General features: G+C 52.1%; 13 protein-coding genes. 9 read left to right on the top strand and 4 right to left on the bottom strand.

Features of this window, described 5'->3' with window-relative positions; translation table 11 throughout:
- Window positions 1–11 precede the first annotated feature (11 nt).
- The 3 genes from ppk2 to LN341_RS11860 form a co-directional block, all read right to left on the bottom strand.
- Window positions 12–821: a polyphosphate kinase 2 gene (ppk2, locus tag LN341_RS11870; RefSeq protein ID WP_046218881.1), complete on the bottom strand. Its 810-nt coding sequence runs from the start codon at window positions 819–821 to the stop codon at window positions 12–14.
- Window positions 822–951: 130 nt separating this feature from the next.
- A complete protein-coding gene (locus LN341_RS11865) occupies window positions 952–1,704 on the bottom strand; it encodes a copper homeostasis protein CutC (protein WP_046218880.1) in 753 nt (250 codons plus the stop codon).
- A 204-nt stretch (window positions 1,705–1,908) separates the two neighbouring features.
- A complete protein-coding gene (locus LN341_RS11860) occupies window positions 1,909–2,511 on the bottom strand; it encodes a peroxiredoxin C (RefSeq protein WP_046218879.1) in 603 nt (200 codons plus the stop codon).
- Window positions 2,512–2,641: 130 nt separating this feature from the next.
- Between LN341_RS11860 and LN341_RS11855 the strand changes: the two genes are divergently transcribed.
- From LN341_RS11855 to aceA, 3 genes are all read left to right on the top strand, one after another.
- Window positions 2,642–3,538 (top strand): hydrogen peroxide-inducible genes activator, encoded by an 897-nt coding sequence (locus LN341_RS11855; protein WP_046218878.1) that lies wholly within the window; start codon window positions 2,642–2,644, stop codon window positions 3,536–3,538.
- Window positions 3,539–4,159: 621 nt separating this feature from the next.
- Window positions 4,160–5,761, top strand: coding sequence for a malate synthase A (aceB, locus tag LN341_RS11850; protein WP_234205025.1), 1,602 nt, complete (start codon window positions 4,160–4,162; stop codon window positions 5,759–5,761).
- A gap of 169 nt (window positions 5,762–5,930) precedes the next feature.
- Window positions 5,931–7,238: an isocitrate lyase gene (aceA, locus tag LN341_RS11845; RefSeq protein WP_046218876.1), complete on the top strand. Its 1,308-nt coding sequence runs from the start codon at window positions 5,931–5,933 to the stop codon at window positions 7,236–7,238.
- Between the two features lie 216 nt (window positions 7,239–7,454).
- Here aceA and LN341_RS11840 read toward each other — a convergent pair whose 3' ends face one another.
- A complete protein-coding gene (locus LN341_RS11840) occupies window positions 7,455–8,063 on the bottom strand; it encodes an ACP phosphodiesterase (RefSeq protein ID WP_046218875.1) in 609 nt (202 codons plus the stop codon).
- 325 nt (window positions 8,064–8,388) lie between these two features.
- Here LN341_RS11840 and LN341_RS11835 point away from each other — a divergent pair, with 325 nt between their 5' ends.
- The 6 genes from LN341_RS11835 to secD all read left to right on the top strand — a co-directional run bounded on the left by LN341_RS11835 (window position 8,389) and on the right by secD (window position 15,582).
- Window positions 8,389–9,531 carry a serine protease gene (locus LN341_RS11835; RefSeq protein WP_234203390.1) on the top strand — a complete coding sequence of 381 codons (1,143 nt, stop codon included), beginning with the start codon at window positions 8,389–8,391 and terminating at the stop codon, window positions 9,529–9,531.
- A 241-nt stretch (window positions 9,532–9,772) separates the two neighbouring features.
- Window positions 9,773–10,882 (top strand): serine protease, encoded by a 1,110-nt coding sequence (locus tag LN341_RS11830; protein ID WP_234203389.1) that lies wholly within the window; start codon window positions 9,773–9,775, stop codon window positions 10,880–10,882.
- Between the two features lie 89 nt (window positions 10,883–10,971).
- Complete coding sequence (queA, locus tag LN341_RS11825) at window positions 10,972–12,024, top strand: tRNA preQ1(34) S-adenosylmethionine ribosyltransferase-isomerase QueA (protein ID WP_046218874.1); 1,053 nt, start codon at window positions 10,972–10,974, stop codon at window positions 12,022–12,024.
- Between the two features lie 203 nt (window positions 12,025–12,227).
- Window positions 12,228–13,355 (top strand): tRNA guanosine(34) transglycosylase Tgt, encoded by a 1,128-nt coding sequence (gene tgt, locus LN341_RS11820; protein ID WP_234203388.1) that lies wholly within the window; start codon window positions 12,228–12,230, stop codon window positions 13,353–13,355.
- 21 nt (window positions 13,356–13,376) lie between these two features.
- A complete protein-coding gene (gene yajC / locus LN341_RS11815) occupies window positions 13,377–13,712 on the top strand; it encodes a preprotein translocase subunit YajC (RefSeq protein ID WP_027252969.1) in 336 nt (111 codons plus the stop codon).
- Between the two features lie 25 nt (window positions 13,713–13,737).
- On the top strand, window positions 13,738–15,582 hold the full coding sequence (gene secD, locus LN341_RS11810; protein WP_082095633.1) for a protein translocase subunit SecD: 1,845 nt from the start codon (window positions 13,738–13,740) through the stop codon (window positions 15,580–15,582).
- Window positions 15,583–15,593: the final 11 nt, after the last annotated feature.

The raw sequence follows: 15,593 nt of genomic DNA, 5'->3' as shown, positions 1-15,593 counted from the left end.
CCCGGTTGGTCTTAATCGTCGCCTTTGTCAAACCGATCCGGCACAAAGGTTTGCTCTTCCATCGGCGGTCGTGTGTAACCATGCTTGTTGATTTCAGGCAGTATCACTTCCGGGTAGTCGATATCCTGATAGGGGATCTGGCTCAGCAGATGCGAAATGCAGTTGATTCTGGCCTGTTTTTTATCATCACTTTCGACCACCCACCAGGGGCTCTGTTTGGTGTCCGTGTGGGCAAACATCTTGTCTTTCGCTGCTGAGTATTCAGCCCAGCGCGAACGTGACTCCAGATCCATCGGGCTGAATTTCCATCGTTTGATCGGGGTATTGATGCGCTCCAGAAAGCGTTTTTCCTGCTCTTCGTCTGATACCGAAAACCAGTATTTGATCAGGATGATGCCGGAGCGTTGCAGCATACGTTCAAATTCCGGGCAGGCCAGCAGGAACTCTTCGTATTCCTCTTCACTGCAAAAACCCATCACCTTCTCAACCCCGGCCCGGTTGTACCAGCTTCTGTCAAATAAGACGATTTCACCGGCAGAGGGAAGCTGTTCCACATAGCGCTGGAAGTACCACTGGGTTTTTTCTTTCTCTGTGGGTTTGGGCAAGGCGACTACCCGGCAGACCCGGGGGTTGAGTTTTTCGGTGATCCGCTTGATGGTGCCGCCTTTGCCAGCCGCATCCCGGCCTTCAAAAATAGCCAGTACCTTCAGGCCTTCCTGTTTGACCCATTCCTGGCATTTAACGAGTTCAATTTGCAGGCGCTCGAGCTCTTTCTCATAGTCTTTCTTTTTGAGTTTGCTCTGTAACTGTTTGTCAGACATAAATAAACCACATTCCTGTTCACTGGGTCCTGTGATAATCATAGCTTGTCTGAGTAACGCATTATGTGATCGGTTGACTATGAGGGAAAAAAGCCTGACATTCGCTCCCGGTACGGGAGCGAACAGGTATTCAGTATTTCAGCGCTGTAATGACGGCGGCGATTTTGTCGCTGCTGGTCACAGGAATCGTGTAGTCATCGATCGCCTGACTGCCCATGTGGGCGCCTGCAGCAATATGCTCCATCAGGCTTGGCCGGGTGGTTTTGCCCGACAGATGTAATTCTTTCACGCCGGTCTGTGCGACAATTTTCGCGGCGTTGCTCGCGGTGATCCCTGCACCGGCCATGATGCTCAGGCGATCACCGCAATAGCGCACCATGTCTGCCAGCGTTTCCGCCCCTTCCAGCGCCGTAGATTGCAGTCCGGAAGACAGAACACGCTCGCAGCCTGCACGCATGATGGCATCCAGCGCTTCTGTGTAGTTGTCGCATTGATCGATGGCGCGATGGAAAGTCACGCCCAGCCCTTTCGCGGCTTTCATCAGCTCGGCGAGTTGGCTGGTGTCCACTTTGCCTTGCGCCGTCAGCACACCGATGACGACGCCGTGCAGGCCCGCTTGCCTGGCTTGGTGAATGTCAGACAGCATGATTTCCATGTCTTCACTTGAGAATAAAAAGTCACCCTGACGGGGACGGATCATGGCGTAAACAGGAATGCTGGCGGTTTTTGCTGCCTGGCGCATCAATCCGGCACTCGGGGTCAGGCCACCCAGGGCCAGTGAGGAGCACAGTTCGATGCGGGTCGCGCCGCCCTGCTGGGCGGCATGCAGGGATTCAATGCTGTCGATACAGACTTCAAGATGAGTCAGAGGAAATGCGGACATGAGAATGCCTTGTTCAGTAAACCTGGGCAGAGTGTAAACGGTGAGGGGAGAGCTGTCGAAGGGCCTGATCAATCTCAGTGATGAAATTGGGATAAAAATAAGCCCGGCACTGTGGCCGGGCTATGCATTCAGCTCAAGGCTGTGTACTTCAGCTCAGGGCTGTGTACTTCAGCTCAAGGCTGTGCAATTCAGCGCAAGGCTGGATTACAGGTCAGCAGTGTGCTCAGACAGGTAAGCAGCAACACCTTCTGGAGAACCAGTCATGCCTGCTTTGCCTTCTTCCCACTGTGCCGGGCACACTTCACCGTTTTTCTGGTGGAAGTTCAGCGCGTCAACCATACGCAGCATCTCGTCGATGTTACGGCCCAGAGGCAGGTCGTTTACAACCTGGTGACGAACAACACCTTCTTCGTCGATCAGGAAAGAACCACGGAAAGCAACGCCGGCTTCTGGGTGCTCAACGTCGTAAGCTTTACAGATTTCGTGCTTCACGTCAGCAATCAGAGGGTATTGAACCTGGCCGATACCGCCGTTCTCAACAGCAGTGTTACGCCATGCGTTGTGAGAGAACTGAGAATCGATCGATACACCGATAACTTCAACGCCTTTCGCTTGGAAATCAGCAAAACGCTTGTCAAAAGCGATCAGCTCAGATGGGCAAACAAAAGTGAAGTCCAGCGGGTAGAAGAAAACAACCGCTTTTTTGCCTTCAGTGAATTGCTTGAAGTTGAAGTTATCAACGATTTCACCGTTACCCAGAACTGCAGCAGCTGTGAAATCAGGTGCTTGACGACCTACTAGTACCATATTGGTGCTCCTAATATTGGAATGTGTACCACCCCGTAAGGGCAGTTCCTTCAAAAATCAGGACACACTATAGCGAAAGTGCTACATTGAAAAAAGTGGAATAAATAGATTATTACAATCGAAAAATACGATGAGCAAATTTCCGTCGCTTAAACAGCTCCATTATCTGGTCACACTTTATGAAACCCGCCATTTTGGCGAAGCCGCTAAACAGTGTTTCGTCAGTCAGTCCACACTCAGTTCAGGCATTCAGAATCTGGAAGATCTGGTTGGCTGCCAGCTGATTGAACGGGACAACAAAGCCCTGGTTTTTACCACCACAGGTGAAGAAGTGGTGGTCCGCAGCCGCGAACTGCTGGCCAGAACACAGGATATGATGGAGCTGTCGAAAAGCGGTGAGGATCAGATGGCCGGTCAGGTCCGGCTGGGATGTATTCCGACCATCGCCCCTTTCTTACTGGGCGATTTAGTACAGGCGGTCAATCGCAGGCATCCGCAGCTTCACCTGCTGCTGCGCGAAGACACGACGGACAATCTGCTCAGTGCCTTACGCAATGGTGACATGGATGTGCTGATCCTGGCACTGCCGGTTGAGATCAGTGGCATGCACAGCCAGATTGTTGGGCGCGATCCCTTCAAGATGGTGATCAGTAAAAACCAGGCCTCAAAAGTGAATGTTCCGCTGCGCTATACCGATTTACCGGATGAATCTGTCTTTCTGCTGGAGAAAGAACATTGTCTTACCGGCCATGCGGTGTCGGCGTGCCAGCTGACCAGTAAAGAAAAGATAAATCCGTTTGCGGCGACCAGCTTACATACTCTGGTGCAGATGGTATCCAATGGCCTGGGCTCAACCTTTATCCCGCAAATGGCAATCAAGCATGGGTTGGCGGATAACCCGGATCTGGTGATCTTAGATCCGCCCGGGCAGGCCGCTTATCGTGAAATAGGCCTGGTCTGGCGGCCGACCTCAAGCCGTATTGCCACTTTTCAGTCCCTGGCAGAGATAGTCACCGAGCTGCTTTAACGACATTCAGGACGCTCAGCAGAGATATTTTTCTTTTTTGGTGAAATATTCTGCTGAATTGCGATCTTGATGATACTTTGCTCTGTTTGAGTGTTTTGCCAAGTCCTTCATTTTGTAGGTTTTTTCTGTTTCGTTCTGTAAAACAATAGCCTGTCTGACACCTGAAATTATCCCTTCACTGTATGACTCTGAAAAATCTTGTCTATAAATGTATGTAGATTGAGTGCGTTACAGCGCTACACGCCATTCGTCATTGTTTAAAACGTCATATTTTAAATTGTTAACTAAGTGTTAATTGGTAATTTAATTACGTAATACTTTACAAATATGCCTGGGAAATCGGCCTGAGGGTAAAAACCGAATATATCGTCTTAAACTGTTTTAATTCAGTGTTTTGAGCAATAGCTCTATTTTATTTAAAGTTTTGATTTTTAATGTTTTGTTTGTTTTTGTTTTAGTGTTCAATTTTGACCGTGTTTGCCTTTTGCGATTTGTTAAGGCAACGTAATAGCCATGTTGAGGCCGAAAGTGGTCTATGATGGAAATCAGCCGACACATGGATTAAGTCGTGATTTAGTTACACTTGGCTGATTTGGGTAAATGGGGAGTCAAAAAATGGGTATGGAAAATCACCACCAGTTTGGTCAGCTGACCTTGGTCGCACCGCTTTCAGAATCACAGCGAGACATCCTGAGTGATGACGCGATGGCTTTTGTGGAGCAACTGGTCAGTCGATTTGCTTCCCGGGTGCCGGAGCTGCTGGCAGCGCGTGAAGTGCGTCAGCAGTCTGTGGATGCCGGGCAGTTACCTGATTTCCTGCCTGAGACCCGGGAAATCCGTGAAGGTGACTGGACCATTCAGAACATTCCGTCTGATCTGCAGGATCGTCGTGTGGAAATCACAGGTCCTGTTGATCGCAAAATGGTGATTAACGCCCTGAATGCCAATGTCAAAGTCTTCATGGCAGATTTTGAAGACTCTTTTGCGCCAGCCTGGAGCGCAGTGATTGACGGCCAGCGCAACCTGCGTGATGCAGTCAACCGTACGATTACTTACACCCAGCCTGAAACCGGGAAAGTGTATGCATTGAAAGAGGATCCCGCGGTACTGATTTGTCGCGTTCGCGGTTTGCATCTGCCGGAAAAACACCTTTTATGGAACGGCCAGCCGATTCCGGGCGCCTTGCTGGATTTTGGCCTGTATTTCTATCACAACCACAAACAATTGCTGGAAAACGGTAGCGGGCCTTACTTCTATGTTCCCAAGCTGCAGGCTTATCAGGAAGCGGCCTGGTGGAGCGATGTATTCAGCTTTGCCGAAGATCAGGCAGGCCTGCCGCGCGGTACCATCAAAGCCACTGTGCTGATTGAAACCCTGCCGGCGGTATTTGAGATGCATGAAATTCTGTTCAGCCTGAAAGAGCACATTGTGGGCCTGAACTGTGGCCGATGGGATTACATTTTCAGCTATATCAAGACATTGCGGAACCATCCGGATCGGATCCTGCCGGATCGTCAGGTGGTGACCATGGAAAAACCTTTCCTCAACGCTTACTCGCGCTTGCTGGTCAGAACCTGTCACCGTCGCGGCGCGTTTGCGATGGGCGGTATGGCAGCCTTTATTCCTTCCAAGGATGCCGAGCGGAATGCCTGGGTACTGGACAAGATCCAGACTGATAAAGCGCTGGAGGCCAACAACGGCCATGACGGCACCTGGGTCGCCCATCCGGGACTGGCTGACACCGCCCGCGCTGTGTTTGATCAGTGTCTCGGCGCCCGTTCCAACCAGCTGGATGTCACCCGTGACAGCGATGCGCCCATCACGGCAGCTGAACTGCTGGCACCCTGCGACGGCGAACGGACAGAAGAAGGCATGCGCCATAACATTCGCGTTGCTGTGCAGTACATCGAAGCCTGGATCTCAGGCAACGGCTGTGTGCCGATTTACGGCATGATGGAAGATGCTGCCACCGCTGAAATTTCGCGTGCGTCCATCTGGCAGTGGATCAAGCACGGCAAAACGCTCAGTAACGGTCAGGTTGTCACTAAAGCGCTGTTTGAACAGTTGCTGGATGAAGAAATGCAAGTCCTGGCGCAGGAAGTCGGTACTGAGCGCTTCAGCCAAGGACAATTTCAGGAAGCGGCTGCCATGATGGCGCGCCTGACCACCAGTGATGAGCTGGTCACCTTCCTGACACTGCCTGGCTACGAATACCTGGAATAACTGTGAAGCAAACATTCAAACCGGAACTGCAACACAACAATAAGCACATTGTGCAATAAACACTGCCCGGCTTGTTCCGGGCAGGGGAAGCCCAAGAAAACTGAGTACAACTGAAGCGCAGAACGTCCTGATTTTGCGAAATATCGTCACATAATACGAGGGATTTATTATGACACTGACTCGCCAGCAACAGATCGAAGCCATTGAAAAGGATTGGGCGGAGAACCCACGTTGGAAACATGTTAAGCGGACTTATACTGCGGAAGAAGTGGTTAATCTGCGTGGTTCGGTCGTACCGGCGAACACACTGGCTCAGCGTGGTGCTGATAAGTTGTGGGATCTGGTGAACGGCTCTGCCAAGAAAGGCTATGTGAACTGTCTTGGCGCGCTGACCGGCGGTCAGGCTGTACAGCAGGCAAAAGCAGGAATTGAGGCGATCTACCTGTCAGGCTGGCAGGTGGCTGCGGATAACAACACAGCTTCCTCTATGTATCCGGATCAGTCTCTGTACCCGGTCGATTCTGTGCCTGCGGTTGTAAAACGTATTAACAACTCTTTCCGCCGCGCTGATCAGATTCAGTGGGCAAACGGCAAAAGCCCGGAAGAAGGCGGCATTGATTACTTCCTGCCTATCGTTGCTGATGCAGAAGCCGGCTTTGGTGGTGTACTGAATGCTTACGAGCTGATGCGCAGCATGATTGATGCAGGAGCCGCCGGCGTGCACTTTGAAGATCAGCTGGCATCGGTGAAAAAATGCGGCCACATGGGCGGTAAAGTACTGGTACCGACCCAGGAAGCAGTCCAAAAACTGATTGCTGCCCGTCTGGCGGCTGATGTTGCCGGCACAACAACGCTGGTGATTGCCCGTACTGATGCGAATGCTGCCGATCTGCTGACCTCCGACTGCGACCCGTACGATGCCGATTTCATTACCGGTGAGCGTACGCAGGAAGGTTTCTACCGCGTTCGTGCAGGTATTGATCAGGCTATCGCCCGTGGTCTGGCTTATGCCCCGTATGCTGACCTGATCTGGTGTGAAACAGCAACCCCTTGTCTGGAAGAAGCGCGTCAGTTTGCTGAAGCTATCCATGCTAAATACCCGGATCAGCTGCTGGCGTATAACTGTTCTCCTTCTTTCAACTGGGAGAAGAACCTGGATGCCGAGACGATTGCCAAGTTCCAGCAAGAGCTGTCTGATATGGGCTATAAGTACCAGTTCATCACACTGGCCGGTATTCATAACATGTGGTTTAACATGTTCGAGCTGGCCCACGCTTATGCGCAGGGTGAAGGTATGCGTCACTATGTTGAGAAAGTACAGCGCCCAGAGTTTGCGGCGGCAGAGAAGGGTTATACCTTTGTTGCTCACCAGCAGGAAGTGGGAACTGGCTACTTCGATAAGATGACCAACGTGATTCAGGGCGGAAACTCTTCTGTGACTGCGCTGACAGGTTCCACTGAAGAAGATCAATTCTGATGAATTGACCGGCAATAAGCTATCTATCCTAGTAAGACCGTTTCGCAGCTGTTACCCGAGAGGGGATTGCGATTAACGTTATCGGCTGATACCGGCTTGTTCACGTCAAGCCATAGTCTGATAACGCTTTAACTTAACGAATTGTTATCGCCTTGGGAGCCTCTGGCTCCCCTTTTTCTTTTCTGGTCGCGCTCTGCCTTATTTGATTCGCGCTGCCTATTCAGGGTGCAGCAAGTTGTCTTTGTGTGCCAGCCAGAATGTACGGGATGCATCCATCAGCCTTGGATACAGAATAAAGAAGCTGTGCTCCAGCTCCTGATAGTGTCCGGCCAGAAACGGCGGACATGCAGCCAGCGAACTCAATTTCGGACGTCGAATGGCCATGCGCTCCAATGCCTGGTGAATGCTGCCAACCTGCTGATACTGAATCAGCCACGCTTGCTGCCACATGCGTTGCGTCAGTTGCCGGTAATCTTCAGGTTCAGTTTCCCCAAAGCCTTCCACTTCTTTTTGAGCCTGTCTGACAAAAACCGCTAAAGGTAAATCATGAAACGCCAGCCAGTGGCGTGCCAGGTAATGATCCCAGATCATATCCAGTGCGATGCCGCTCACCCGGCGGATGTGCGGCGGAAACGCTCTGCGCCAGGCCCGCACTTCAGGCTGACTGTCAATAAAACCGTCGACAAATCGATGCAAGCGGATACCTGCAGCGACGTCTGGTGTGTATTGCCGGTAAGGGTCACCGCGGACAAAATCGGCCAGCAAGTTGCCCGCCAGGTGACTCTGACAATGATCGGCCAAGTGAAGGTGTGCCAGGAAGTTCATCGTATTGATTCAACATCGGTTGCCGTGAGAGAAGTGCGAGCCTGACACTATAGCAGCAATGCCGGGCAGCGGTGCACTGACACCTGCAGTGACCTGATACAGTGTAGAATGAAACACCATGATGCCGTCATTTTGGGGCATGGGTAAGATTTTTAGGATCACTTTTGTCTGTCACTGAGTGTATTGCGAAAAACGCCAGTATGCTTAGCTCAGGTCGTCGCTTTGGTCGCCTTAGTTGAGTTGGATGACCTGAGTCACATTCATTCATGAGATCCGGTGTCCCCTTTTTGTTGTCATGCTTTTATCCAGGGAGTGAGGAAAGATAATGAACGCCTTTTCAGTGTTACCGTTTGCCACAGCACTGGTTTTGTCGCTGACCTCAGGCATTGTATGGGCCGGACCGCAAAGTGCGTCAGCTCGTACCGAACCGATAGCCAGAATCATCGGCGGCAGCCCGGTATATCAGGAAAATATTCCGTGGCAGGCACTGATTTATATTGACGTTGGCAACGATGACCAGGAGGTCTTTCAGTGCGGTGGCGTTATCATCGATAAGTATACCGTACTGACCGCCGCACATTGTCTGACCGAAGGCTCAGTCACCGCGCAGCAAGCGGAGATATTTGTCTGGGCGGGGGTTACCTCAACCGACTCTGTGACGGCTTTGAACGCTCTGCCGGTGACAGCTGTTGCTGTCCATCCGGGGTTTAATGAAGAGACATTTATCCATGATATTGCTTTGCTGCGTCTGGGTACTGAGATTCCGGCTGGCGCTCAGCCCATCCAGCTGGCGACTGTGAGTGAGCAGCAGCAGGCCGATACGGCATTTGACAATAGCTTTGTGCCTGACACCCAGCGCGAGCCGAACTTACTGGTGTCCGGATGGGGTTTAACTTCGACCGAGCCCGGGGCCACCTCGCCCCGGCAGTTACAGCATGTGCTTTTGGCCGGTGTACCGGACGACTATTGCGAACAGGTGTGGGGCACAGTCGTTGAACCGTCCCAGAGTGCGATGTTCGTGTGTGCGATCTCGCCCGATCCTGCAGTGAAACGTGACACGTGTCAGGGCGATTCCGGTGGCCCATTGGTGTGGCAAAATCCCCAGGCCAGTGCTGACAGTGATTTGGGTTTTCGGCTGGTGGGCTTAGTCAGCTTTGGGGCGGAATGCGGCGCAAATTTTCCTGCTGTGTATACTGAGGTTTCCCATTATCGTGACTGGCATGCTTTCGCAGCAGGAGAGGGGGTTAACTTTTACCCGGACTCTGTGTTCACATTTAACCCCTTCCTGAATACCGACAATCTGTCTGCAACGCCAGATACAGATGATAGCAATCCCGCCAGCACCTTAAGCAGCGCAATGGCAAGGCGCTCGGGTGGGAGCGTCACGGCAGCAAACCTGCTTTTCCTGCTGGGTGTACTCTTCTGGCGCAGAAGGCTGAGTCACAGAAGCTTAAGTTACAGACGCTGAATCGGCGCGTTGTCTCTGCATCAGAGCGGTGAATGAGCCGGCTCTTGCCGACTGGTGTTGATGATGAATTGCATTGATTGAATGTGTTCACTGCTTATCCCGCTGGCGCCATGCTGTTTGGTGCCATGCTGTCTGTTTTCTTCTCTGAATGAACTATCCGTCCGGATTCTCAATAAGTAACAATGGCGGCATCACAGTCAGAATTATACTTAAGCCACTGTAAATCATGAGGGTAGTAGTGATGAAAGCCCCCATAACTAACCGTCTGTTATCACTGGCTTTCCTGCTTTTTATGTCGGGGCTGGCGAGGGCACAGACGGATGAGTTGCCAGCCCAGGCAACGCAACACGAGCCCACAGCCAGAATCATCGGGGGCATATCCGCAGTGCCGGGAGACATCCCCTGGCAGGCATTTATCAATATTGATTTTTCAGATAACGGCACGGAGGTGTACCTGTGTGGCGGTGTGGTGATTGCGCCGCGCATCATACTGACAGCGGCGCACTGCATCGTAAATGGCGGCCGGATTGCAACACCCTTGCATGTGAAAGTCTGGGCCGGTATTACTTCAGTCTTCAGTGCGACAAGCAGAAATGCAATCCCAGTCAGCGCCATCATTGTGCACCCGGGTTACAACAGCAGTAATTTTAACAATGATATTGCCGTGATTCGTCTGAGCCAGGATCTGCCGGAAACTGCAATCCCGATACAGATAGCTTCAGTCTCCACGCAGAACCGGGCGGATGCTGAATTTGCCAATACCTGGGTGGCAAACAGCAGCCGCCCGGCCAATTTGCTGATTTCAGGCTGGGGGAGTGTAACCCCCAATCCGGATTCCGCAGGTTCCACGCAATTGCAACAGACCGTATTGTCTGGTGTTCCCGATCGGGTGTGTGACAACCTGTGGGGCAGCTCAGTCCATCCCGGGGTGTACAGTATTTTTGTCTGTGCATCGCCCCCGTCTCCCAATCTGTCCCGGGACAGTTGCTTTGGTGATTCAGGCGGCCCGCTCGTCTGGCAGGATCCGCAGGCCAGCAGTGATCCGGATTTTGGCTTGCGTCTGTTAGGGCTGGTGAGTTTTGGTGAAGGATGTGCCGGTAATCTGCCCGGCGTCTATACACAGGTGTCCACGTATCTTGACTGGATCGCTGCTGTCACAGGCAGTGATTTCACCCCTGCTTCGGCGCCTGTCTTTGCCGTGAATCCTTTTCTCAAGGACTACAGTAACGCCGGGCTGGAACAGTTTCGTGTAGAGAGCAGCGGCGGTGATGACAGTGGGGGCAGTTATTCGCTGATGGGCTTGCTTGGATTATTCGGTTTACTTCTCTGGCGTTTCCGGACCCAAGGCTGAGCACAAATCATTTCATTCCATTTCACCGGGCTTGATATTGCAGTCTGGCAGCCTATACTAGCTGCCTGCTGTAAGTTAGGGCCTAAAAAATGCAAGTTTCAGATTTTCACTTTGACCTTCCCGATGAACTGATTGCACGTTATCCGCAACCGGAGCGTTCATCCAGCCGACTGTTACAACTGGACGGTAACAGCGGTGATGTGTGGCATAAATCGTTTAGAGATGTGTTGGATCTGGTTCGTCCCGGAGACTTGCTGGTATTTAACAATACCCGGGTGATCCCGGCCCGTCTGTTTGGCCGTAAAGCCAGCGGCGGTAAGCTGGAAGTGCTGGTTGAGCGCCTGCTCGACGATAAGAGTATTCTGGCGCATGTTCGGGCCTCGAAAGCACCCAAACCGGGGACGCAACTGTTGTTAGGCGAAAACGATGAGTTTGAAGCCGAAATGGTTGCCCGCCATGATGCCTTGTTTGAAATTCGCTTCAACAGCGCGCTGACCGTACTGGAGATTCTGGAACAGGTTGGCCACATGCCTTTGCCCCCTTATATCGACCGTCCGGACGAAGAAGCCGACAAAGAGCGCTATCAAACGGTTTATAATGCAAAACCGGGCGCTGTGGCTGCCCCGACAGCCGGACTGCACTTTGACGAACAACTCTTGGCGGATATCCGCGCCAAAGGCGCTGAGTTGGCCTTTGTGACCTTACACGTCGGTGCCGGTACCTTCCAACCTGTCCGTGTGGATAATATTCATGACCACCATATGCATGCGGAATATGTGGAAGTGCCGCAAGAGGTGGTCGATGCGATTCATGCGACACGTGCCCGAGGCGGCCGGGTGATTGCCGTGGGCACCACCTCGGTTCGCTCGCTGGAAAGTGCCGCTCAGGATGCTTTGAAAAACGGTACTGATCTGGTGCCTTTTTTTGGCGATACGGACATTTTCATCTTCCCCGGATACGAGTTCCAGCTGGTGGACGTGCTGATCACCAACTTCCACCTGCCGGAATCCACCCTGATCATGCTGGTGAGTGCGTTTGCCGGTTATGAAAATACCATGGGTGCTTATCAGCAGGCGGTTGAACACAGTTACCGTTTCTTCAGCTATGGTGATTCGATGTTTATCACCCGTCGTCAGGACTGAACGGGCTGAACTGGACAAGTGTCCCACTTTTGGGCGTGAATGCAGGTATGACCGCCCGAATCACTGAACTATTACTCAATATCACTGTCTGGTCTTGGGCCGGACAGTTCGCGATCCTGATTGGTCGGGAGCGCTGTGCATCAGGCGAAGGGCCTTTTGCATCTATTTAACGTCAGATTGTTTCTCTGGCTTTTGGAGGCTTTGTGAAATTTGAATTAGATAAAACCCAGGGGCGTGCGCGTCGCGGTCGTCTGGTCTTTGAGCGCGGTACGGTAGAAACGCCGGCATTCATGCCGGTGGGCACTTACGGCACCGTCAAGGGGATGACGCCGGAAGAAGTCAAAGACACAGGCGCACAGATTCTGCTGGGGAATACCTTCCACCTGTGGCTGCGCCCGGGTCAGGAAGTAATGAAACTGCACGGCGATCTGCATGATTTCATGCAGTGGCAAGGCCCGATTCTGACCGATTCAGGCGGCTTCCAGGTGTTCAGCCTGGGTGATATCCGTAAAATCACTGAAGAAGGGGTGCATTTCCGTAATCCGGTCAACGGCGACAAGATTTTCATGGATGCCGAGAAATCGATGGAAATTCAGTACGATCTGGGCTCAGACATCGTGATGATTTTCGACGAATGTACGCCGTATCCGGCTACCCATGATGAAGCCAAGACATCGATGGAAATGTCACTGCGCTGGGCAAAACGCAGCCGCAACCATTTCGATAAAATGGGCAATAAAAATGCGCTGTTCGGCATTGTCCAGGGCAGTGTCTATGAAGATCTGCGTGACGTCTCAATCAAAGGCCTGACAGAGATCGGCTTTGATGGCTACGCTGTGGGCGGTCTGGCCGTTGGCGAGCCGAAAGAAGATATGCACCGTGTGCTGGAGCATACGTGTCCGCAACTGCCGGAAGATAAGCCGCGTTACCTGATGGGTGTCGGTAAACCTGAAGACCTGGTTGAAGGGGTACGCCGCGGTATCGACATGTTCGACTGTGTGATGCCAACCCGGAATGCCCGTAACGGCCACCTGTTTGTGACCGGGGGTGTGATCAAGATCCGTAATGCGAAACATAAAACCGATACAAGCCCACTGGATCCGCACTGTGACTGTTACACTTGTCGCAATTACTCGAAGGCGTATCTGTACCACCTGGATAAATGTAATGAAATTTTGGGGGCACGCCTTAATACAATCCATAACTTACGCTACTATCAGCGTTTGATGGAAAGCATTCGTCAGGCGATTGAAGAAGATCGTTTCGACGCATTCGTAGAAGAGTTCTACGCGCGCCGGGACCGCGAAGTTCCACCATTAAAAAACGTTTAACAATAACGAGGACGTGAATAAATGAGTCTTTTTATTTCTCAGGCACATGCAGCAGCAGAAGGCGCTCCACAAGGTGGCGGCATGCAGCTGTTTATCATGCTGGCTCTGTTTGCTGTAATTTTCTACTTTATGATCTACCGTCCGCAGGCCAAGCGGGTGAAAGAGCACAAGAACCTGATGTCTTCCATGGGCAAAGGTGATGAAGTGCTGACCAACGGCGGCCTGGTGGGTAAGATCACCAAAGTTTCAGCGGAAAATGACTACATTGTGATCGCTCTGAACGACACAACTGAAGTTACCATCAAAAAGGATTTTGTTTCTGCCGTGCTGCCAAAGGGCACAATGAAATCACTGTAATCTATGGCTTTGAAGGATCTTCTCAGTGTTAAACCGGTATCCCTTGTGGAAGAACCTGATGGTAGTGTTCGCACTGCTGATCGGTTTGCTCTATGCACTTCCCAATGTGTTCGGTGAAGATCCAGCAATCCAAATCTCCGGGGCGCGTGGCGCCTCGGTAGACATGGCCACGCTGGATAAAGTTACCGAGCAGCTTAATCAAGATAAACTCTCCTACAAATCTGTCGCATTCGAAAACGGGGCTATTCTGGTCCGCTTCCAAGACACTGAGACACAAATCAGTGCCCGCGATTTAATGAATCAATCTCTTGGCGACAATTATGTTGTTGCTTTGAATCTGGCACCTTCAACGCCAGCCTGGCTGGAAAGCCTGGGCGCTTCCCCGATGAAACTTGGTCTTGACCTGCGCGGCGGTGTGCACTTCCTGATGGAAGTGGATATGGATGCAGCCATGGACAAGCTGCTGGGCCAGCAGGAAGACACTTTCCGTACCGAGCTGCGTGAAGCCCGTATTCGCTACCGTGCCATTTCGGTCAAAGACAATGGGGTGGAGATCCGTCTTCGTAACGACGAACAGGTACAGGAAGCCAAACGGACGCTGTCGGCTTCGCACCCGGACATGCTGTTCGCTGAAGGCAGTGGCTTTGCACTCACCGCCAGCTTTACAGAAGCGCGGATGCAGGAAATTCGTAATTATGCGGTGGCCCAGAACATTACGATTCTGCGAAACCGGGTGAACGAACTGGGTGTCGCAGAGCCACTGGTTCAGCGTCAGGGCGCAAACCGCATTGTTGTTGAACTGCCGGGCGTACAGGATACAGCGCGGGCTAAAGAAATTCTGGGTGCGACTGCAACTCTGGAATTCCGTGAAGTGGACACCAATGTGGATCTGGCTGCCGCCGCTGCAGGCCGCGTACCACCGGGCAGTGAAGTGAAAACTTCTCGTGACGGTAATCCTGTGGTGCTGAAAAAGCGGGTGATCCTCGAAGGCTCACACATTACCGATTCCACATCCAGTAATGACGAATATGGTCGCCCGCAGGTGAACATCAAGCTGGACAGTGAAGGCGGTAATAAAATGACTGCTTTCTCCCGCAATAACGTGGGTAAGCTGATGGCAACGCTGTTCATTGAATATAAAGACAGCGGCAAGCGTTCCCCGGCGGGCAAAGTGATTCTGGAAAAACACGAAGAAGTGATTAACCAGGCAACGATTCAGACTGCGCTGGGTCGTGATTTCCGAATCACAGGCATCGACAGTCAGGCAGAAGCGCACAATCTGGCCCTGCTGTTGCGTGCCGGTGCACTGATCGCGCCAATCTCCATTGTGGAAGAGCGGACGATTGGTCCTTCTATGGGGCAGCAGAACATCGACATGGGGATCCAGGCCTGTATCTGGGGCATGGTCGCCGTGATGTTGTTCACTTTGCTGTACTACCGCAAGTTCGGCCTGGTTGCCAACCTGGCCCTGGCAATGAACCTGGTCTTGATCATTGGCGTGATGTCGATGATTCCGGGCGCCACGATGACGCTGCCTGGTATTGCCGGTATCGTCCTGACCGTGGGGATGGCGGTGGATGCCAACGTGCTGATCTTTGAGCGGATTCGTGAGGAATTACGCGATGGCCGTAGTCCGCAGCAGGCGATCCAGCAAGGGTACGCCAATGCATTCAGCACTATCGCGGATGCCAATATCACCACGCTGATCACCGCGATTATTTTGTTTGCGGTCGGTACAGGGGCGATCAAGGGCTTCGCGGTGACGCTGTCTATCGGTATTCTGACCTCTATGTTTACGGCTATCGTCGGCACCCGTATGTTGGTGAACCTGATGTATGGCGGTAAGCGCATCGATAAATTGTCGATCTAAGGAGACGCTGA

The organism is Photobacterium sp. TLY01 (assembly GCF_021432065.1).
Lineage (GTDB): Bacteria > Pseudomonadota > Gammaproteobacteria > Enterobacterales > Vibrionaceae > Photobacterium > Photobacterium halotolerans_A.
Note: the sequence above shows the minus strand (reverse complement) of the source record. Positions and strands in the feature narration are given on the sequence as shown.

Bases quoted from the DNA above. Each gene is read 5' to 3' on its own strand.
- LN341_RS11830 (WP_234203389.1), top strand. From the start codon at position 9,773: ATGAAAGCCCCCATAACTAACCGTCTGTTATCACTGGCTTTCCTGCTT.
- ppk2 (WP_046218881.1), bottom strand. From the start codon at position 821: ATGTCTGACAAACAGTTACAGAGCAAACTCAAAAAGAAAGACTATGAG.
- aceB (WP_234205025.1), top strand. From the start codon at position 4,160: ATGGAAAATCACCACCAGTTTGGTCAGCTGACCTTGGTCGCACCGCTT.
- yajC (WP_027252969.1), top strand. From the start codon at position 13,377: ATGAGTCTTTTTATTTCTCAGGCACATGCAGCAGCAGAAGGCGCTCCA.
- queA (WP_046218874.1), top strand. From the start codon at position 10,972: ATGCAAGTTTCAGATTTTCACTTTGACCTTCCCGATGAACTGATTGCA.
- aceA (WP_046218876.1), top strand. From the start codon at position 5,931: ATGACACTGACTCGCCAGCAACAGATCGAAGCCATTGAAAAGGATTGG.
- LN341_RS11835 (WP_234203390.1), top strand. From the start codon at position 8,389: ATGAACGCCTTTTCAGTGTTACCGTTTGCCACAGCACTGGTTTTGTCG.
- LN341_RS11865 (WP_046218880.1), bottom strand. From the start codon at position 1,704: ATGTCCGCATTTCCTCTGACTCATCTTGAAGTCTGTATCGACAGCATT.
- LN341_RS11840 (WP_046218875.1), bottom strand. From the start codon at position 8,063: ATGAACTTCCTGGCACACCTTCACTTGGCCGATCATTGTCAGAGTCAC.
- LN341_RS11860 (WP_046218879.1), bottom strand. From the start codon at position 2,511: ATGGTACTAGTAGGTCGTCAAGCACCTGATTTCACAGCTGCTGCAGTT.
- LN341_RS11855 (WP_046218878.1), top strand. From the start codon at position 2,642: ATGAGCAAATTTCCGTCGCTTAAACAGCTCCATTATCTGGTCACACTT.